The organism is Acidobacteriota bacterium (assembly GCA_040754075.1).
Lineage (GTDB): Bacteria > Acidobacteriota > Blastocatellia > UBA7656 > UBA7656 > JBFMDH01.
Map to the genome: position 1 here is coordinate 38165 of JBFMDH010000026.1, position 21741 is coordinate 59905.

General features: G+C 52.5%; 12 protein-coding genes. 9 read left to right on the forward strand and 3 right to left on the reverse strand.

The features are described from left to right. Positions 1 to 12 precede the first annotated feature (12 nt). Positions 13 to 1233 carry an ROK family transcriptional regulator gene (locus tag AB1757_23030; protein ID MEW6129927.1) on the reverse strand — a complete coding sequence of 407 codons (1221 nt, stop codon included), beginning with the start codon at positions 1231 to 1233 and terminating at the stop codon, positions 13 to 15. A gap of 66 nt (positions 1234 to 1299) precedes the next feature. Then, entirely contained in the window at positions 1300 to 4836 is a 3537-nt protein-coding gene (locus tag AB1757_23035) for a carboxypeptidase regulatory-like domain-containing protein (protein MEW6129928.1), read from the reverse strand. Between the two features lie 916 nt (positions 4837 to 5752). On the opposite strand from AB1757_23035, the gene AB1757_23040 reads away from it, so the two are divergent. After that, a complete protein-coding gene (locus AB1757_23040) occupies positions 5753 to 6808 on the forward strand; it encodes a LacI family DNA-binding transcriptional regulator (protein ID MEW6129929.1) in 1056 nt (351 codons plus the stop codon). A 40-nt stretch (positions 6809 to 6848) separates the two neighbouring features. On the opposite strand, the gene AB1757_23045 is transcribed toward AB1757_23040, so the two are convergent. Then, entirely contained in the window at positions 6849 to 7664 is an 816-nt protein-coding gene (locus tag AB1757_23045; protein MEW6129930.1) for an SDR family oxidoreductase, read from the reverse strand. A gap of 486 nt (positions 7665 to 8150) precedes the next feature. Here AB1757_23045 and AB1757_23050 point away from each other — a divergent pair, with 486 nt between their 5' ends. The 8 genes from AB1757_23050 (at position 8151) to AB1757_23085 (ending at position 21718) form a co-directional block, all read left to right on the forward strand. Further along, positions 8151 to 11837 carry a carboxypeptidase regulatory-like domain-containing protein gene (locus AB1757_23050; protein MEW6129931.1) on the forward strand — a complete coding sequence of 1229 codons (3687 nt, stop codon included), beginning with the start codon at positions 8151 to 8153 and terminating at the stop codon, positions 11835 to 11837. Between the two features lie 16 nt (positions 11838 to 11853). Continuing rightward, entirely contained in the window at positions 11854 to 13173 is a 1320-nt protein-coding gene (locus AB1757_23055; GenBank protein ID MEW6129932.1) for an alpha-L-fucosidase, read from the forward strand. A 256-nt stretch (positions 13174 to 13429) separates the two neighbouring features. Beyond that, complete coding sequence (locus tag AB1757_23060; GenBank protein ID MEW6129933.1) at positions 13430 to 15376, forward strand: glycoside hydrolase family 97 catalytic domain-containing protein; 1947 nt, start codon at positions 13430 to 13432, stop codon at positions 15374 to 15376. 153 nt (positions 15377 to 15529) lie between these two features. Beyond that, on the forward strand, positions 15530 to 16525 hold the full coding sequence (locus tag AB1757_23065; GenBank protein MEW6129934.1) for an FAD:protein FMN transferase: 996 nt from the start codon (positions 15530 to 15532) through the stop codon (positions 16523 to 16525). 11 nt (positions 16526 to 16536) lie between these two features. Next, the gene (locus AB1757_23070; protein ID MEW6129935.1) at positions 16537 to 17781 is read left to right on the forward strand and encodes a Gfo/Idh/MocA family oxidoreductase; all 1245 of its coding nucleotides are present in this window, start codon (positions 16537 to 16539) and stop codon (positions 17779 to 17781) included. A gap of 330 nt (positions 17782 to 18111) precedes the next feature. Further along, entirely contained in the window at positions 18112 to 19221 is a 1110-nt protein-coding gene (locus tag AB1757_23075) for an SMP-30/gluconolactonase/LRE family protein (GenBank protein MEW6129936.1), read from the forward strand. Between the two features lie 20 nt (positions 19222 to 19241). After that, a complete protein-coding gene (locus AB1757_23080; GenBank protein ID MEW6129937.1) occupies positions 19242 to 20696 on the forward strand; it encodes an Nramp family divalent metal transporter in 1455 nt (484 codons plus the stop codon). Beyond that, positions 20693 to 21718, forward strand: a complete 1026-nt coding sequence (locus tag AB1757_23085; protein MEW6129938.1) for an alcohol dehydrogenase catalytic domain-containing protein — start codon at positions 20693 to 20695, stop codon at positions 21716 to 21718. Before AB1757_23080 ends, AB1757_23085 begins: the two co-directional genes overlap by 4 nt. The last annotated feature ends 23 nt before the right edge of the window (positions 21719 to 21741 follow it).

Below are 21741 nucleotides of genomic sequence, written 5' to 3' on the forward strand. Positions count from 1 at the left end.
CGTTGATCACCTTCAGGCGACGGCGGGCGCTGCAAACGCCGGCGCGACAACCAGCGCCGCCGCGCCGCGCAATCGCGGATAATCGCTAGCCGAAACGATACAAATGTCGGGATTAGAGGCGGCGGGCGTTAAGGCGCGTTCGGCGAGCGCCGCGCGCACCGTCGTTTCAATCAAATCCCACGCCGTTGTAATTTCACCGCCGATGTAAATGCGCCCCGGATCGATTGCATTAATAATTGAAGCCAGTCCGAGACCGAGATAGCGTGCTGTTGATTGCACTGCCGCCGTGGCTTTCGCATCACCGGCGCGGGCGCGCGCAATCAGGTCATCAATGGTGAAGGCGGCAATTTCAGCGGGAATCAAGGTCATCTCCTGCAAATTGCGACCGAAATAACGCGATAAAGTTGCGAGGTTTGAGATGTAGGCTTCCCAACAACCGGTCGCTCCGCAAGAGCAGCGCGGGCCATCAATGTTAAGCGGGACGTGCCCGAACTCGCCTGCGATATTATGTCGCCCACGCAAAACCTCACCGCCCGCAATGATGCCGACGCCGACGCCATCCGAGACCGTCACAAAAGCCAGGTCGCTCATTGATGCGGCATCGCCGCGTGTTGCCCAGACCTGTGCCAGCGCACACGCTTTACCGGAATTTTCCAGATGAATGGGTAGCCCGGTGGCGGCGGCAAGCGATTCACGAAGCTCGACGTCGCGCCAACCGAGCGTCGGCGCAAGAATGATGCGACTGGTACTTTGCTCAACCATTCCCGGCACGACGACGCCTACCCCTTCACAGTCGCCGATTTCAGGATGGTCGGCGAGTATTTGCTTGATGCGTTTGCTCAGTTCAAGGGTCAAAGTTTTCGGATTATGGTCGGTCGGAAAATTGATGGGTCCAACCAGTGGACGACCCAGACGGTCGGTGATTAGAATGTAAGTTCGCGTCACGCGAATATCGACAGCAATGATTGATTTTCCTCTTGAATCAATGTACAGGAAAGTGGGTTTGCGTCCGCGTTCAGCCTCGCCCGTCATGCCCTCGAAGATTGCGCCTTCTTCCAATAATTCATTGACAATAAGACTGACCGCGCCGCGCCTGAGTCCCATCATCCGCGCCAGGTCAGCGCGCGACATCGGTTGATGGGTGCGAATCAGATTCAGCGCAATCTGTCGGTTAATGTCGCGCGACGTTCCGCGTTTGGCGATTTGAAATTTGTGTGGGTTGATTCTTCGCATAATGCAAATTACCAAAAGCTGTCGAAAATGACAGGAAATAAGCTCCAGCGCGCCAACCTCAATTCCTCAGAAAGTCAACTTCAATGCCAACTGAATATTGCGCCCCGGCGCAGCCCCTGTAATCGAACCGAAACTGCTGGTCTTAATATTTTGTCGCGGGTCAGCGCCTGCTGTAGTCACCAGTGCCGGCATTGAGGTATTCGGATTATTGAAATTGGTATGATTAAAGGCATTGAAAAAATCTGCCTGAACCAACAGCTTGATGTCTTCTGTGATGCCGAAACGCTTGCGCATCGACAAATCCCACAGGTTACGACCGGGGCCAACGATGATGCCGCGACCACTGGTGCCGGGACGGGTTTCGGCTGCCGGGGCGAATGCCTCTTCGTTGAACCAACGGTCGAGGGTGCGCTCAAAGCGGAAGAGTTTGACATCGCCACCAAGATAATCGGCGCGACGATTACCGATTCCTGTGGTTCCTAAAACGGTTAATAATTGACCTGTCTGAAAGCGTGTGATGCCGCTCAGTTCCCAACCCGATAAAAGCGCTCCGCCGATGCCTTTCCAGGAGTGGAAAAACGGGATTCTGTAGGTATAGGTGGTGACGAAGATGTGGCGGCGATCAAAGCTGGTCGGCCCATAGTTGGCTCTGCGATTGAAAGGCTCCTCTCCGGCATCCACGCCATCACCATTGCCGCTGGCGTCAGCTAAGGATTTCGACCAGGTGTAACTGACGGTCATGGTCAGGTCGCCTTTACGTTTTGCCCCAAAAAGCTGTAAGGCGTGATAGTTGGAATTGGCATCCGAAAGGCGGAAATTGATTGCTGCAAATCCCTTGTATGGACGTAGCGCATTGGTTGCTTTGCGCTGCGCTGTAGGGAGTTGCGAATTGGCTAAGAGGTCGGCAAAAGATGGCGCGTTAATATCGGGCTGGCGCAACAAATGCCTGCCCAGATTGGATACATAAGCCACTTCGCCAAAGACGCCACCCGGCAGTTCACGCTGTACACTGATACTCCAATTCATTGTGTAAGGGAGCTCGAGATTTGGGTCTATAGCCAGCATATTGGCAAACGGAGCCAGCGCACCGGCAGTGCCGCCTGCGATGTTGCCGATGTTGCCGTTTTCAAAGCTGGCGCTGGTAAGAAATGGCGGGATGTTGACCTGTGAAAAAATCAGATTGCCTTCGGGCTTGTCGTAGAATATGCCGAAGCCACCACGAACCGCTGTTTTACCATCACTGGTTGGTGACCAGGCAAAACCAAAACGCGGCATGAAGATATGTTGAGCGTCATACAGTCCGCGTGGCGCACCCGCGGGCACTGCACCCAAGCCGCTGGCATTGCGTACCCGGGCAATTTCCTTTTCGGGAACCCCATCACCGGCGCGAATCAAGCCATTAAAGCGATTGCCTGAATTCGGCACGATGGTGCCATTGTTATTAAGCCTGACGGCTTGCGCCGGGTCGTAGAGACTGGGATCGAAATTCACGATGTTGTTGGCTTGCGTATAGGTGGGCTGTCCGTACTGATAGCGCATGCCGATTTCAAGCGACAACCTGGGGCTGACTTTCCAACTGTCAGAGACAAAGGCGTCAACCTGAGAGAAGCGGAAGAACCCGATGGGGTCGTCTTCAAACTCCGTGTAGGTGCGGAAATTGCCAAGCAGGGCATCGGCAAAAGCGTTGCCGGTCGAATTCGGATTGCCGCTGCTGTTAAAGGTCACCTGCCCTGTATATCGCGACCGCCCGTTCTGGTCTTTGCGATTGCGAATGTAGGTGCCGCCGGTTTTGATGGAGTGCTTTTGATAGTTCAACGAAACCGTATCGCTCAGGGCAATGTCGGTTGTAGGAGATAGCAGCGAACGCGATGGCCCATCCCAGCTTGCGAACCCATTGATGGCGGTATCGGGAATGCCGTTATCGAATCGCCCGCCTGAAAACAATTGCTGAAAAGCAAAGCCGTAGGTTTCCCTTTTCCAGTTATCGCCAACCGGTGGAATCCGCTGACCGTTCCAGGAGGTATTGACCTTGGCTTCGTTGACCAACCGGGCATTAATGAGCCAGAGGTGACCAACTTGATAACTGAAACTCGGACGCCGACGGTTGGTCGGAATGGTCGGCAATTGTGAATCGATGAAGGTTCCGAAAGGCGCGGTCAAATTATAATCATCATGAATATAGCGACCATAGATGCTGTGGCTATCATTAAAGCGATAATCCAGGCGCACAATTTCCTGTCTGACATCAAAGGGATTGGGTTGTTGATAAAGCGCATTGTTAGCCGTTGGCGTATCTGTATAAGCCGCAGCCAGCGCTTCCATAGCCGTATAGACGGTAGCGAAGGCTTTGCCATCGGCGGTGATGCGGCTTGCCGGAATGATGTTTCCGGGAAAACAAGCGGCGCGATTTGTCGTGCTACAGGTGCCGGTTCGTTGCGGGTCTCTGATGACCCCATCATCAGCGGTTCCGACGATGCCATCCGCCCCGCGCAGCCTGAATGAAAAATCGCCGAGTCGCTCGGCGCGTGTTGGCAGGGTTCGTGGTGTTGAGGCGGTAAACCGGCGTATGGACTTCCATTCAATGCCGCCGAAGAAGAAAAATTTATCTCTTTGGATTGGCCCGCCAAAACTGAAGCCATAATTGTTATAGCGCAGCGCCGGACGCGAGACGACCTCTTTGCCCAGTCGCGGATCAGTCGAAGCGACTTTGACATCCGGAGCTTTGGCGGTCGGATTATCTGTAAAGCGACCTCTGGCATTGTTGAAAAAATTGTTGGCATCGAACTTGTTGTTGCGCACAAACTCAAAGAGGCTGCCGTGAAATTGGTTGCCGCCGCTGCGTGTCACCACATTGATTGCCGCGCCCGATGTGCGCCCATATTCGGCAGAGAAATTTGAAGTCTGAATTTTTACTTCCTGAATAAAATCAATGCCGACGTTATTAATCTGGCTGTTGTTGCTGCCCGAATCCAGATTGAAACCGCCATCAACCGTGAGCATATTGGTATTGCCGCGATTGCCATTGATGGGCTGATTGACTCCGAGGTCGGTCATTAAAGCAAGCGGATCATCGGTGAGCAACGGCGCGCCGGGAATCAGCGTTGTCAGTTGCAGGTAGTTGCGTCCATTGAGCGCCAGATTTTGTACCTGTTCGGTATCGATGACGCGCGCCACTTCACCCGAAGTTTTATTGATGGTCTCGGAATTGACCGAAGTGACGAGCACGCTTTCGGAAATCGCTCCGGGTTCAAGCGGAACGTCTACCGTCAATCGTCCATCGGCAACTAGCGTATGATTGGATTGAATCGCTTTTTTGAAACCCTGATGCTCGACAGAAACCGTGTAATTACCGGGCAGCAGATTGGTAATCACATAAAAACCGTTATCATCGGTTTTTGTAGTCCGCGACAAACCCGTCGCATCGTTGGTCACTTTGACAAGACTACCTTGGAGCGTTGCCCCCGACGTATCGGTTACGGTTCCTGAGATACGACCGGTATTGGTCTGTCCATATACGATGGAATTAGTTGTTCGCAAGGGTAAAAACCCAAATAAAAAAGACAAAATGACGTATAAAGCAAGCAGCTTGAAAGTTTTTTTCATAGACAACCTCCTGTAAGCATGCCAGGTCACACGCCTTTGAATGACAAGCCGGAAGCATCCGGTAAAGTGAGCGATCTGCGTTAAAACGGATGAGACATTAAATGCTCATCTTCGCTAGAGAGCTTGGGCACCCGCGAATCGTTTGCCGATAAATGAACTATGCAGCCTGAAAACCGCACGATTCGATGGCTCTTTGATTTTTGATTTTTCTGAGCGCTTCTTGATTTGCCCTAATATAGGACAAATTAGCGTCGCGATTTGCCACTTGAGACACTTAAACAATAATTAATCAGCTGTAGTTGAGTGAGGTGTCACCCACACTGATTCATTAGGAAAAAACAGAATCAAACTGGCTAATTGATTAAAAACTGATAATCTCTAAAATAATTGCCTGATTGCAGAGCTTCAACAAAAAAATCAAATCTTCTTAAGCCATATGGTCTGCAAATCTAAAATCTGGCAACGCTAAACTGTTAGATTCGCTGACAGGCGTTATACCAGAGCTTACTATTTAATTTGTTCAATGTTGGGACAAATTATCATCTTCGCCATTTTGAGTCAACAAAAATCTATCTGCGGCGGCGAAATATTTCGCCGCGTGGTGATGAAAGAGGAGAAAACCGGCATTACTGACTTCCGGTTTGAATGCGCTACGGGGGTAGTGGCGGTGAATTGCAAAAACCTTCCGGAGCCGAAGAAAACGGAGTCATTGAACGCATAATCGCCTTGGTTTTTGTTATCGATAACAATTAAAATGTGGCGGGCTATAGCAAACCTGAAGCGTCAGGCGCTTAAATTTCAGACAATCTGAAATCGAAAAACTGCTGTCAAATTAGCATTGGCTTGAATGACGAAAATTGTGAGGGTAGAGGCAAATCAGGCTGCGCCTCAAAACAGAATTCATTGATGGAAGGTTATGGCGGTAACACTTGCAGATATTGCGCGCGAATTGGGCGTATCGAAGATGACGGTCTCGCGTGCCATTAATAATCATCCGCTGATTCACCCGGAAACCCGCGCGCGGGTCTTGGAGGTCGCACGCCGAAAAAATTATCAACCCAATCAACATGCGCGTGCGCTGGTTACCAACCGCTCGTATCTAATCGGTATTGTGGTGCCGGATTTGATGAACCTCTATTTTGCAGAGGTCGCCCGCGCCATTGAATCGATTGCCAGACCCGCTGGCTTTCAACTGCTGATTTGTAGCACAGACGAAGACGCCGAAAGAGAAATCGGTGAAGTGGAAGCTCTGCTCCACCGCACGGATGGCTTGATCATCAGTTCGGTGCTGCCACCAACTGAAACCAGGGTCTATCGCAAGATGCTCAAAAACGACGCCAAAATCGTGCTGGTTGATCGCACCATGAAGAATTTACGTTGTCCGACTGTCACCACAGACAATGTGCAGGTTGGCAGGTTGGCGACAGAACATTTGATTCAGCTTGGTAAGCGCCGCATCGGCTACCTGCTTGGTGATGCTTCATCTGTGAGTGTCGAACGGCTCGAAGGTTATCAGCAAGCCTTAGCCCAACACAAAATCCGCTATGACGAATCGCTGGTACGCGATTGCGGTTTTCTTGAATCGGAGGGGTATGAGGCAATGCGCGCGTGGCTTATGCAAGGAGATATGCCGGAAGCGGTTTTTGCGGTCAACGACCCGGCGGCGATTGGCGCCATAAAAGCCTTGGAAGAATTCGGTGTGCGGGTGGGCAGGGACATCGCCATTGTCGGTGCCGGCAATATTCATTACAGCGACATGCTTCGTGTACCGCTCACCACGGTTTCCTGGTCGAGGAGTGAAATGGGCGAGCAGGCAGCCCGCTTATTGATGCAACTCATTAATGGCGAGTCTGCGGTTGCGAAAGCAAAAAACATCGTTCTTTCACCGGAACTGATTGTGCGAAACTCCTGTGGGGAGACTTCAACTTCTCCGGTGCGCAGGCGGTCGCGGGTTCGGGTCGGCAAGAATTGATAGTTGGTTCAGCGCAAGCCGCTCCACTCATCGAACAGGTTTAGAGCGTATCATCAATAGCGCTTTTTCGTCCGTAACCCAATTCTGCCCCGCCAGAGATAAAATGATCCACGCCGGTTGTAAACGTAGCTTCGGCGGCGATAAACAAACATAACCGCCCGACCTCTTCGCTGGTTCCCATCCGTCCCAACACTTGCGCCGCTTCACCATCAGCACGGCACTGCTGAGGGTCAGGCGCAGCATCAATGGCTTCCTGCCAGAGCGGCGTATAAATGTTGCCCGGAGAAACCGAATTGACGCGAACCCCATTGGGGGCTTCATCAATGGCAAGGGCTTTGGTCAATGCCACAACCGCGCCTTTGGTTGCCACATAAGTCGAAGCCCAGTGTTGCCCCATATGACCGACCAGGCTTGCCATATTGATGATATTGCCCCTGGTTTCTCGCAGGTAAGGCAGCGCCAATTTACAGGTTGTGAAGACGCTGAGGAGGTTCAGATTAATCAACTCGCGAAATTCATCAACGGAAAAATCATCAATCGGTTTATGCGGCGGATGCCATCCCGCATTATTGATCAGGCAATCAATTCTTCCAAAACGCGAGACCGAAACTGCAATCAGATTTTCAATATCCGCGGCGTTTCTGACATCGCAGTAAATAAAATCGGCATTGCCTGCCGGTTGCTCACTGGCGAGGTTTTTTAAAGCTGCGACCGCAGCCGAGCCTTCCTGTTCGTCATTCGAGCAAATCATCACCTGCGCGCCAGCTTTGACAAATTCCCGGGCGCAACCATAACCGATGCCTCTGCTGCCTCCGGTAATCACTACCACTTTGTCCGCGTATCGTAAGTTTGCCATTGAGACCTCCAAAGATTTAAGCCCAGGTCTTCACAAGAGCTGTTGAAATCGATAGCCGATATGTCGATTTGCCCGTTCATAGTGGCAGAACGACAAGGAACAAACAAGAACTTGAATTTGCCCGATTGCCTTATCGTCATCACCTGGGCTGAAAAGGCGACCGTTCTTCTTTTTTCGGTTGATTAATGTTACCGCTAAAAATACTACTTGTTATCGGTAACATAATCAAATATAATCCCGCTGACCTGGTTAGCTGCCCATAGCGAAAAGCTATGAATGGGCTGTGACTCAACGCAGCCGGCAAAAAATCAAAACCCCTAACCGTACTCTCTAATTGATCCAGCAAAAAAAGTGCGGGCCTAGGCACTTACTTTAAGAGGCTTTATTCATCGTCAGGGACGCGCCTATCCGAATCCGAGTGACGCGCCGCATCAGTTAAGGGCACTTCAGCCCTCTACGAGGATAATTGCCGGAGGAGAAAGTAGCATGGCTTACTTCAGGAATAACTGCTTATCAGGTCTCATGGTAGTGTTGCTGAGCTTAATTCCTTGCAGCACGGCTTTCAGTCAAACGATTACCGGCACGATTACCGGCACCATAGTTGATTCTTCGGGTGCCATCATTGCCGGAGCCACCATCCGATTGGTCAACGAACAAACCGGAAATGTTCGCACCTTGACTGCCAACGATGAAGGTAGATTCAGTTTCGCGGCGCTCCAACCAAGCACCTATACGGTTAAGATCGAACAACAGGGTTTTCAGACGCTCGAACAAAAGCAGGTTGTCTTGAGCGCCAATGAAGTCCTGGCACTCGGCAATCTCGAATTGAAACCCGGACAGGTGAGCGAAACCGTCAGCATCACGACCGAAGGGGCGCGAATCGAAACGCAATCGAGCGACCTCACGGCGCGGCTGACGGCAGATCAAATTGCTTTGATTTCAACCAAAGGTCGCGATGTTACCTCTCTGTTGCGGCTGATACCGGGAACCTCTAATAACGACGATATAGAAGCGGTAGGCGAAGGGTTCGGCACCGATTTGCCGAACATCTCCGGTCAGCGCGGTCGTTCGACGGTTGCCTCAGTTGATGGGTTGAATGCCAGTGAGCCGAGCGGCTCAAACAAACTGAGCATGACGATCAACCAGGATGCCGTCGCCGAAGTCAAGGTCTTGCGTAATAACTATGACGCAGAGTACGGCAATAATGGCGGCGCATTGATCAACCTGGTCTCTAAAGGCGGCAATAAAAACTATGCCGGTTCAGCCTACTACTTCGTCCGCAATGAAGCATTCAATGCCACGCCGTTTTTCAATAATAAAGCGGAACTCGGCAAGCCGCTCTATCGCCATAACATCTGGGGGTTCAATTATGGCGGGCCGGTACAGATACCCAAACTCTTTCCCAACAAAAACCGCGACAAACTTTTCTTCTTCTACTCCTATGAAAGACCGCACCAGATTACCCCGCAAGACCCGCGTTTCGTAACCATGCCGTCAACCTTGGAACGAACAGGGGATTTCTCGCAGTCGGTCAATTCAACCGGCGCTAAAGTTTTCATTCGCGACCCGCTGATTACCACGGGCAATTGCAACGCGACTGACCAAAGCGCCTGCTTTCGTGACCCCTCGCGCGCCACCCCCGGCAATCCGCTCGGTTTGAATATCATTCCGCAATCGCGCATCAATAAAAGCGGACAGGCGTTGCTCAGTTACTTTCCGTTGCCGAATACGCCGGGCGGGCTTACCGCCACCGGCGGCGCGTTTAATTATGTTGTTCAAAGCCCGGTTGATGTTCCCAAGCGCAGCCAGATTATCCGCTTTGATGTGAAGCCATCAAATAAAGACAGCATCTATGTGAAGGCGCAATGGTGGACTTCAGATAATGAAGGAACCGGCACCTCGGGTTGGCCCGGCAATGATGAAAATCGCTGGGGCATCAGCTCGCATTATCTGTATAAAGATAACGGATGGTCGGCAAACTGGGTGCATATCTTCAGCCCCACTGTGGTCAACGAATTTAATTTCGGTATGCGCCACGACTCGGAAGGCTTCGTGCCCTCCGATGGTGAGATTGACCGCTTGCAACGAAGCGCCTTGAATTACACTGCGCCGCAACTCTTCCCTGATAACAATCGGCTGGGCACCATCCCCAGAGTAACGAATTGGAGTGGCGTTCAAGGCAGACCAGCCAATATCAACTGGCTTGATCGTTGGGGCGAAACCGGCAATGACTATATTCGCCCTTCGTTTGCCGATAATCTTTCGATCATTCGCGGCAACCACAGCTATAAATTCGGTGCCTATTACGAGCGCGTGCTGAACGGCGAAGCGCCGGGCGGGCAATGGTCTGGGGTGTTCAATTTCAGCGGCACCGATAGTAATTTCTCGGCTTCTCTTGGCAACAGCGGTTATGCCTATGCCAATGCGCTCTTAGGAAATTTCAGGAGCTATCAAGAGTCGAGTTCGCGTCCGTTCACCAATCTTGAGATTGTCCTTCTGCAATGGTATGCCCAGGATCAATGGAAAGTGAATCGGCGGTTGACCTTGAATTATGGCTTGCGAATGGGCTATCACACGCAATGGCGGCAGCGCGATAATCTGGCTTCAAACTTTGATCCGGCGCTCTACGACCCCGCCAAAGCGCCTTTGCTCTATCGTCCGTTTTGCGTTGGCGGCACGCCTGCGACCGCTGCTTGCGCAACCGCGAATCGTCGCGCCCAAGACCCGCGCACCGGGCAACTGTTTACCAACCTGAACCTCGTCGGCACCTTGGTTCCCGGAACCGGCGACCCCAATAATGGATTAGCCATAGCCGGTGAGCCGGGTACGCCCAAAGGCTTCAAAGATGTGCAGCCGGTTGATTGGGAACCGCGTTTCGGTTTAGCCTGGGACCTTTCCGGCAAAGGCAAAACCGTGCTTCGGGCGATGGGTGGCGTCTATCATGCGCCGCGCGCCGGTGGCGGGACGACGGGCGGCAACCTGGTCAACAATCAACCGTTCCAACGCAATCTGACGATTGATTTTGGCAACATCGATAATCTGGTTAATCTGGTGGGCACGGCGCTCAGTTCGCCGAGTTCCGTTAATGCGGTTGAGAGCCAATCGCATACGCCGACAACTTACAATTTTTCACTCGGCATTCAGCAAGATATTGGTTTGCAGACAGTGATGGAAATCAGTTATGTCGGTTCGCTCACCCGGCATCTTGGCGAGCGCCGCGACATCAATCAGGTTCCCGATGGCGCAAAATTCTTGAATCTCAATCCTCAAAATCGCAATCCGTTTTCCGCCGTCGGCACCAACGGACCAAATCGAACCGGCGCGTTAGCCGATAATTTTCTGCGTCCCTATCAAGGGTACGGTTCGATCACCACCGTCGTTTATGCGGGTTCGTCAAATTATAACGGGCTGCAAATTCAAGTGAATCGCCGCTACACGCATGGCTTCCAATACGGCATCGCCTACACCTGGTCGAAAACTTTCGACTATGCCAATGACGATTCTTCGGATGTCTTTCACGGACGACCTTACAAGGCGTTTAATTATAGTCCGGCGGATTTCGACCAGACGCACATCTTTACCATCAACTATATCTGGGATGTGCCGGGACTCAGCCGAGTCTGGGAGAATGGCGCAATCAAAGCGGTCTTTGATGGTTGGCAAATTTCCGGTACGACCTCTTACGCGAGCGGCAAACCGAAAGTCTTTGGCACCGGAACCGGATTGAACTGGACGTATGCAGGGACAGCCGGAGCCGCAAATATCACAGACTTCACCGGCGGTTCGATCAATGCGCGCCCGAATGCGGTTTGCGACCCCAATAAGAAAACCTATTTGAAAGACCCCACCGGAACCCCATACTTGATTGATAGGTCGTGTTTTGCCAAACCCACGACTGCCGGGAGTATCGGTAATTTAGGCAGAAATCTGATTCGTTTGCCTTCGATATTTAATACCGATTTGGCGTTTTTCAAAAACATTCCACTCGGCGAGAAGTATCGCTTGCAGTTTCGCTGGGAGACTTACAATCTTTTCAATCGCGTGAATTTCCGTGATATTGACGGAGCCATGACATTCGACGCGACAGGCAAACAGACCAACACGCGCTTTGGCGCGCCTATCTCAGCCCGCGCGCCGCGCATTATGCAAGGCTCATTGAGGATTAACTTCTAATTCAGGAGAGCAACCGATGTACAATCATTTATCACGACGCGAATATCTCAAGTTACTCGGAGCCGGGGCGGCGCTTGCCGCCTCCGATTTATCAATCAATGCCGCCTCACCAAATCCCGACGAACCAGGCGACCGCGCGCGTCGCATGCGATGGTGGCACGAAGCCAAGTTCGGTATGTTCATCCATTGGGGACTCTATAGCGTCCTCGGTCGTCACGAATGGGTCATGGAAATGGAAGGCATTCCGGTCAGCGAATACGAGTCGCTGGCAAAGCAGTTCAAACCGAAACCGAATGCGGCACGCGAGTGGGCACGCCTGGCGCGGCGCGCAGGCATGAAGTATATGGTGATGACCACCAAACATCACGAAGGCTTTTGCCTGTTCGATACCAAAACCACCAATTACTGCGCTCCGAAACAGGCTGCCGGTCGCGACCTGGTTAAAGAGTATGTCGAAGCGGCGCGAGCCGAAGGCTTGCGCGTCGGTTTTTATTATTCATTGATGGACTGGCATCACCCGGATGGCGCGCGCTCGGCAGAAGATGAAGCGGCGCGTCGTCGCTTCGTTGATTACATTCACACCCACCTGCGGGAACTGCTGACCAATTACGGAAAGATAGACATTCTCTGGTACGACGTTTCGTGGCCCTTAGACGCGAAAGGTTGGGAGTCCGAGAAGATGAATCAGATGGTCTTTCAATTACAGCCCGACATCATCGTTAATAACCGCAACAAACTGCCCGGCGATTTTGCCACACCCGAACAACGCATCGAAGCTGCCGAAGGCGGCAAAGCCTGGGAAGCCTGCATGACGATGAATGACAGTTGGGGTTATCACAAAAACGATGATGCGTGGAAGACGCCTAAGCAGGTCATTCGCAACCTGATTACCTGCGCGCACGATGGCGGCAATTATCTTATCAACATCGGGCCAATGCCGGATGGCTCGGTGCCCGAAGAATCTGTGCGTATTCTCAACACCGTGGGCGCGTGGATGGATAAGAACGGGCAGTCGCTTTACGGCGCTGACCGTTGCCAACCGCGCCGTTGTCGCTTTGGCAGTTTCTCGCGCAAAGGCAACACGCTTTACCTGCACGTACACTTTTGGCCTGGCAATACGGTAGCGATTGCCGGATTACAGAACAAAATCAAATCCGCAAGTTTACTTGCCACCGGGCAGAAAGTGGCTTTCAAACAGGACACCTATCGCGTGCAATTTACCGGCTTGCCGGAAAGAGCGCCTGATGACCCGATGACGACGCTCGCCATTGAATGCGACGCGGAGCCGAAACAGGATGAACTCTTCGTTCGCCGAAGAGCGCGCGACCAGGTTTAACCTTATTGACAGGTGAAATGAAGAGGTGACGAGGTGACGAGGTGACAATTTGATTGCCACTTGTTTCTTTGACGTCAGATAATTGTGAAGTCAGATTTTGACTTTAGATAATTGCGAAGACCGATTGGAAAACGATTTATATTTTGTTTTCCAATCACCTCCACACCTCTACATCGGTCAACGGGTATTCGATTCCAAAATCCGCTATGAGAAAACTGGAGAGTTGCATATATTCGTCTGCCCTCAGGAAAAATGTATGAGAAAAACCCAACGTCATCAGCAAGTCTATTCGCGTCGCACTTTTCTTGTTGCAACCCTGGCAACCCCTATCGGAGCATTTGCTTTGCATCCCCGCAAAGGCTTTGCCGCAAACCCAGTCAAGCTGGTCAGCCCCGACGGCAAGGTGCGCTTTGAACTGCTCTGGCGAGCCGGGTCGCGCCTCGGCTATCAAATCTCATTCAATAATCAAATGGTGATAGAAGCATCGCTGCTCGGCATCCTCGTCAACAATGTCAATCTCTGTCAGGATGTTGAACTCGTTAAAACCGAAAGCTATCGCTTGAATGAAAGCTATGCCACGCGCGGCGTACACAGTGAAGCGATTAATCACGCGAACGGCGCGAAATTTTCCGTGGTGCATCGGGAAAGCAAAACGCCTTGCACACTTGAAGTGCGCGCCTTCAATAACGGCATCGCCTTTCGCTATGTCGTACACGGCAGTGGAGAGCGCGTGCCCGATGAAGCAACCGGTTTCAGGATTCCAGCCGGAAGTATCATTTGGTCTCACGATTTTGAAGGGCATTACGAAGGCATTCACACACGCAAAATGATTGGCGAAGTTAAACCCGGCGAATGGGCTGCGCCGCCTTTAACCATCAAATTACCAAACGGTCTGGGCTATGCGGCAATCACCGAAGCGGCGCTTGTGGGTTACAGTGGGATGGGACTACAAGCCGACGGGCAGCGTGGTTTTCAAGTTCAACTCGGACACGCGCATCCGGTCAGCTATCCGTTCAGACTGCGTTATGAGAGCGATGTTAATCGTTTGGCGCGACCCGCAATTATTACCGGAACCATTACCACTCCCTGGCGCGTGGTGATGATTGGCGCGGACTTAAATGCGCTGGTCAATTGCGACATCATTGACAGCCTTTCGCCACCACCTGACAAAAAACTTTTACCCCAGGGAATTCATACCGATTGGATTAAACCCGGTCGCGCGGTGTGGAAATATCTCGATGGCGGTGAGAACACGCTTGCAGAAATGAAGAATTTTTCCAGCCTCGCGGGTAAACTGGGTTTTGAATATAACCTCGTCGAAGGCTTCTGGCAGAAATGGAGCGAAGATGAAATGCGCGAATTGGTGGCGCATTCCAGGCAACACAATGTCGGCGTGTGGTTTTGGAAACACAGCCGCGATTTGCGAACCGCCGAATCACGTCAACAATTTTTCCAACTCTGCAACCGCGTCGGTGTGGTCGGCGTCAAGATTGATTTTTTCGACCACGAAGCGAAAGAGATTATCGACCTCTATCAAACGCTGCTCAAAACTGCGGCTGAGCATCGCCTCATGGTCAACTTTCACGGAGCCAATAAACCCGCAGGCGAGTCGCGCACTTTTCCGAATGAGATGACCCGCGAAGGAATTCGCGGCTTGGAGTATCGCAATATGCAGACGCGCGCCGTTCACAATACGACCTTGCCGTTTACACGTATGCTTGCCGGGCACGCCGATTACACGCCTGTGCATTTCGGCGAACGTCGTCGTGAAACTTCATGGGCGCACCAGATTGCGAGCGCCGCCATCTTCACGTCGCCGGTGTTGATTTACGGCGCGCATCCGAAAAATATTTTAGAGAATCCGGCGGTTGAGTTGATTAAAACGATTCCGAGCACTTGGGATGAAACGATGGCGCTGCCGGTTTGTGAGATTGGTGAACTGGCTGCCTTTGCCCGTCGCAAGGGCGACAGTTGGTTTCTCGCGGTGATGAATGGTTCGCAGGCAAAGACCATCAAGGTCGCGCTTTCATTTCTCGGCAGAAGTAAATATCAAGCTCTGCTGGCGCGCGATAAATTGGATGAGGCGGCAGCCATCAATCTCGAACAAATTACCGTAAGTCCAACAGAAATTTTGCCCCTTGAATTACGAGCCGGGGGCGGTTTTATTGGCAGATTTTCCAAACTATCGAACCATCTTACTTGACGACAAAACGCACAGGGTGTATTCACACGGCAGTTGATGTGAATGCCCGTGCCGTGTGTTGCAGGACACGGGTTATTGCCGTTGACAGGCGCATTGTCCGCCCGTTAATGCAAGCGTTATGGACTTGAATGCCAGTGCGCGCAGATAAAAATCATGATGAAAGTTTTCGTTTTATGCATTGCGGTAATGTTTAGCGGGTTGCCGTTTAATTTATCGGCGCAACAACCGGTCAGGTATCAGGAAGCCCGGCGCTTGATGTGGACGACGTTCGAGATTGTCGCCTATGGAGAAAATCAAACGCGACTCGCCGAAGCTGCCGAAGCCGCATTTGAAGAGATTGAACGCCTGGATCATCAGTTGAGCAATTACTCGGAAACCAGTGAACTCACCTATATCAATCGCAATGCGGCGCACCGGGAAATCACTTGCGAAAAAGAGTTGTTCGATTTGTTGCAATACGCGCTCGACTACAGCCGCGCGACTGATGGCGCATTCGATATTACCGTCGGGCCATTGATGAAAGCCTGGGGATTTTTCAAAGGTCAGGGGCGCGTGCCTGATGCAAAAGCGTTGCAAGCGGTGATGGCAAACGTTGGCTATGAACATGTCAAACTTCATAGCGCAAAACGCGCCATACGATTTGACCGCGAGGGCATAGAGCTTGATTTAGGCGGCATTGCCAAAGGTTATGCGGTGGATAAAGCAGCAGAGATTTTGCGCGCCAGCGGCGTGCAATCGGCGCTCATCACTGCGGGCAGCAGTTCGATTTACGCCATCGGCACACCGCCCAATCAAACGTCCTGGAAAATCGCCGTCAACGACCCGACCAGTCGCGCGCGTCAGGTGACGACTCTCGAACTCAAAGACCAATCCATTTCGACCTCCGGTTGTCACGAAAAATCCTTTGAGATTGGCGAAAAAACTTATTGTCACATTATGAATCCGCGAACCGGCTATCCGGTTGACGGCATCCTGAGCGCGACGATTATCACGCCGCGCGGCGTTGACGCAGAGGTTTTCTCGAAAGTCGTGATGGTCTCAGGCATTGATAAAGCAAGGGCGTTTTTTAAAGACCGCAAAGAAACCCGCGCCTTGATTTTTTATCGACAGGCGGATGGCAGTGCTGGCACTGTTAGATTGAATTTTTGAAGGAAGCAAGTATGACGGAAAAGAGATTATCGAGACGCAATTTTTTGGAAGGCTCAACCGTTGGCGCGGCGAGCCTGTTGCTCACCTCGGCGGGCAAAAATATTTTCGCCGCCAGCGCCAATGAACAGGTCAACGTCGGGGTTATCGGAGTCGGCGGTCAAGGCAGTGGACTGACGCGCAATCTGGCAACCGTGCCGAACGCCCGCATCACGGCGATCTGCGACATCTTTGAACCAAATTTAAAAAGAGCCGTGGGGCTTGCCGCAAGCGCGCCGAAAACCTTTAACGATTACCGCAAGCTCATCGAAAGTAAAGAGGTGGATGCAGTAGTCATTGCCACGCCGCTTCACCTGCATGCAGAAATCGCGCTTGCCGCGCTCGCCGCCGAAAAACATGCCTTCGTTGAAAAGACGATGGCTTATTCGGTGGCGCAATGCGACCAGATGCTTAAAGCCGCGCGTGCGCATCCTAAGCTTGTCGTGCAGGTCGGTCATCAACACCGCTTTGACCCGGTGATTCATAAGGTTTTGGCGATGTCGAGCGATGGGGCGCTTGGCAAGATTACCCACATTCGTTGTCACTGGCATCGCAACGGCAACTGGCGGCGACCGGTTCCGAAAAGCGATTTCGACCCGCGCCCGTGGGGTTACGAAGACCTTGAACACTTAATCAACTGGCGCATGTACAAACGCTATTCGCAAGGGCTGATGGCTGAACTCGGCTCGCACATGATTGAAATCGTCAATCTTATCTACGGTTCAATCCCTGCGGCAGTCACCGGCATGGGCGGCATCGATTATTGGAAAGACGGACGCGAAACTTACGATAACGTTTCGGTCATCTACACCTATCCCGCCGGACAAAAAGCCCTGTTTACGTCAACCACGACCAATGCCCACGACGGCGAAAAGATTGTCATTATGGGCACCGAAGGAACCATCGAAATGGGTTGGAATCAGGCGCTCTATTTCCGCGAAAAAGAGTCTCCCGAACTGGTCAAAGCCGAGGGCGCGACCGTCATCACCGCAACCGGCGAAACCATGAAAGCTTCGCAACAAACTCAAAAAGAAGGCACTCAGGTTGATACCCAGAGCAGACAGCGGTTGAGCGCGGTCTATCGGGAGTTGGAATCGTTCATCTCCTGCATTCGTTCGGGTAAAAAAGCCGAAGTTGATTTTCAAGTGGGGCGCAACGCGGCAATATCCGTGCTGCTTGCCAATCGCGCCATCGAAACCGGACAAGTGATTAAAATTTAAATTCGCAAACGGCAGAACACCATCAAGCGGAAAGAACAAAGCCTTTGTCTCAATCAACAGCCCGACGAATGAAAATGCGATTGCTCTGGTGTTTGCAGGGGTGACGACCTCTGCTATTGCTTCAGAGTTCCTGCGTTTGTGACTCGGAATAAATAGAAAATATTCAGTTTTTGCTTCTTGTCTATTCCGTTATTGCCGTTTGTTCCGTATGCTCTCTGTTGCTCGTTTAACTTTGCAGCACTCAATTCACTTGCAGGCGGTTGATGTATCGCCTGCGCCTTACGGTTCCCTTGCAGTTCATAAACACATACTTGGAGTTTCCATAAATCTATGGAGCGAAAAAAATATTTAACCGACGACCTTAACCTGACGTCATCCACGCGACTCAGTCGCCGCGCTTTTGTCGCCGCAACCGCCGCGTCGACTTTCGCATTGACGACCTTTGGGCAGCAACGCAACTACGCGCCGGACGCGCCGCCTGTGCGTTATCCAGATTCAGACATCGTGGTGCTTGACCCGCGCTTCGACAAATATAAAATCGGCAATGCGGCGATTCAACGTCTGCACACAGGTATGCTCTGGGCGGAGGGTCCGGCGTGGAATGGCAACGGGCAGTATCTGGTGTGGAGCGACATTCCCAATAATATTCAATGTCGCTGGCTCGCCGAAGACGGGCACGTCAGCACCTTTCGCAACTCATCGAACAACAGTAACGGCAACACCTTTGATTATGAAGGGCGGCAAATTTCTTGCGAACACGCGACCCGGCGCATGGTGCGTTATGAACCCAACGGCACGGTGACGGTGCTTGCAGACAAATGGCAGGGCAAACCCTTCAACGCGCCCAATGATGTCGTGGTTCACCCGGACGGCGGCATATGGTTTACAGACCCCGGTTACGGCACGATGAAAGCTTACGAAGGCAACAAAGGTGAACTCTACATCAAAGAAGCGGTCTATCGCATTGACGCGAAGACGGCGAAGATAGATATGGTGACAGACGAACTCTTCAAACCCAACGGACTTTGTTTCTCGCCGGATTACAAAAAGCTCTATATCGTCGACACAGGGGTTTCGCCAAGCGGCGAAGCGCCACGCCACATCAAAGTCTGGGATGTGGTCGATGGTAAAAAATTAACTAACGGTCGAGTGTTTACGTCCATGAAACTCAAGACCAAAAATGGAGAGTTAGCGGGCGGCTCCGACGGTGTGCGTGCTGATGTCGATGGCAACATCTGGGCAAGCGGCGGTTGGGCGGGCGCAGGCTTTGACGGCGTGCACATCTTCGCGCCCGATGGCGAGCGCATCGGACAAATCTTGCTGCCGGAAATCTGTAGCAACATCTGTTTCGGCGGCGCAAAACGCAATCGCTTGTTTATGACCGCGAGCCAATCGCTATATGCTGTGTATGTCGAAACCCAGGGCGCGCATATCGCCTGAACTCACCAACAGAGAAAGCCATGTCAAGCACAGTGCAAAACGAAGACCGACAAACATCCGCAGAAACTCAGGTGAAGGATGTGGACTTGCCGCCGCTTCCCGATGCGCCGCGCGGGTGGGCGTTATTGATGATGATTGGCCCGGCATTTGTCTGGATGGGCGAAGCCATCGGCTCAGGCGAAGTCATCCTGTCAACCCGCTTTGGCGCAGTGCTCGGCACGGCTGTGTTATGGGTGCCGGCGCTCGCGATATTTTTGAAGTATTGGGTTGGCATGGCGGGTGCGCGTTATACGGTTTCGACGGGCGAAGGGATGATGGATATGTTCAGCCGTCTTCCGGGCCCGCGAAACTGGGCGGTCTGGATTGTGTTGCTGGCGCAAACTTTTGCCGCGACGATTTCGACAGGTGGACTCGCAGTTGCCGCGGGAACCTTTGCCCATGCGTTGGTTCCGGCGCTTCCCGCCTTTGCCTGGAGTTGGATGCTTGCGGCGCTGGCGATGGCTGTGGTCTGGTCGGGTCGCTTCGATGCGCTCAAGCGTGTGATGAGCTTGCTGGTGCTGGTCATGATTATCGGTGTCGGGTATGTTGCCTTGAAAACCTCGCCTGAACTCGGCGCAGTGCTGCAAGGACTCTTAGGTTTTCAAATTCCCGATATTCCCGATTGGGCTGTGCAAACCGGAAAGATTGATGCCAACCCGTGGCGCGAGATGGCTCCGATTATGGGTTGGGCGGCGGGCGGCTTCGCTTCGCAAGTCTGGTACACCTACTGGGTACTCGGAGCCGGATACGGCATGACACATGGACGCCCGTATGGAAAGCCAGGCGAGGTTGCGGCGCTCAAACAAATGAGTTCGGAGACTGCGAGCAAAGTGCGCGGCTGGTGTCGCGTGGTTTACGCCGATGCAACAGTGGCATTGGTGATTGGTATGGCAACCACGCTCGGTTTTATGCTTGCGGGCGCGACCATTCTTCGCCCGCTTCAAGTGGTTCCCGAAGGTCCTCGCGTGGCGTTCGAGCTTGCCGCTGTCTTCGGTTCGCATTGGGGCAAGACCGGAGAAATTTTATTCATCCTCGCGGGCTGGGCGGCGCTCTTCAGCACGTTGCTCGGACAACTGGCGGGATGGCCCAGGCTGCTCTCGGACGGCTACCGGATTTGTGTGCCGCGTTTTGGGCGGCTCGCCTGGGAAAAGCAATTCCGGCTCTTTTTAATTGCGCTTGTCGGCGTCAATTTTCTCATCACCTATGCGCTCGGTTTGCAACCTGTGCGGTTGATTCAAACGGCAGCCTTTACCGAAGGTGTGCTTTTGGTTCCGTTGCAGGCGCTGGCAATTTTTCTGGCGCTTTATTTCGTGCTGCCCCGGTTGTTGTCAGCGGATGCCAGGCAAATACTTAAACCGCACAAACTCTTTGGCGTTCCGCTATTGGTGTGCGCGATTGTTTACCTATTTTTTATTGTGATACGGTTCACCCTATGAAAGTTCTACTTTACCCCGACTATGAACAATTGAAGATTGCCGAACAGAGCGAACCGCGTCCCGACGCTGGTGAAGTGCTGTTGCGCGTCGAGGCTTGCGGCATCTGTGGCAGTGAACTTGAAGCCTTCAAAAAGCGCAGCCCGCGCCGGGTTCCGCCGCTGGTGATGGGACATGAATTCTGCGGCATCATTGAAGAGGTTGGCGCGAAGGTCCGCTTGTTCACACGCGGTCAACGGGTGGTATCGCATTCGTTGTACGGTTGCGGCGAATGTGTGCGTTGTTTGCGCGGCAATAGCCACCTGTGCGCCAGGCGACAATTATTCGGCATGAACCGGCAAGGTGGTTTTGCTGAACTGGTCTCGGTTCCTGAAAAGTGTCTGGTCGCCTGGCCTGAGTCGTTGCCTGCGGCAGCGGCGAGTTTAGCGGAACCCTTGGCAAACGGCGTTCACGTTGTTGGCTTGACGTGGCAACTCATCCCCAGCCGGGTTGCCATTGTCGGCGCGGGACCCATCGGGCTGCTCTGTCAACAGGCATTTCAATGTTTGACGACTGCCGAAACCATCGTTGCCGATTTGATTCAGGAACGCCTGAATGTCGCCAACCGACTTGGCGCGAAACACACCATCAATTCGAGCTACAGCAATTTTCTGGAAGAGATATTGGCGCTGACCAGAGGCGAGGGCGCGGATGTAGTGGTGGATGCGGTCGGCAGCAGCGTGTCCAAGCAACAGGCTTTGGAAGCGACGCGCCCCGGCGGTATCACGGTTTGGATTGGCACGCGCGAAAACACCATCTCCATGAACTCTTACGATGTGACGCTCACCGAAAGGCGCGTGCAGGGCAGTTATGCAGCGTCGTTGGACGAATTGAAAGTTGCCGTAGATTTGCTGGCGACCGGTCGCGTAGAGACGATGAGTTGGGTGAAGACCTTTCCGCTTGTGGAAGGCGTCGATGCCTTTCGCCGCATGATGGCAGCCCAGGGCGATGACATCAAAGCCGTGTTGTTGCCAACGCTGTCTTAAAACATTTAATCGTTATGAGCAAT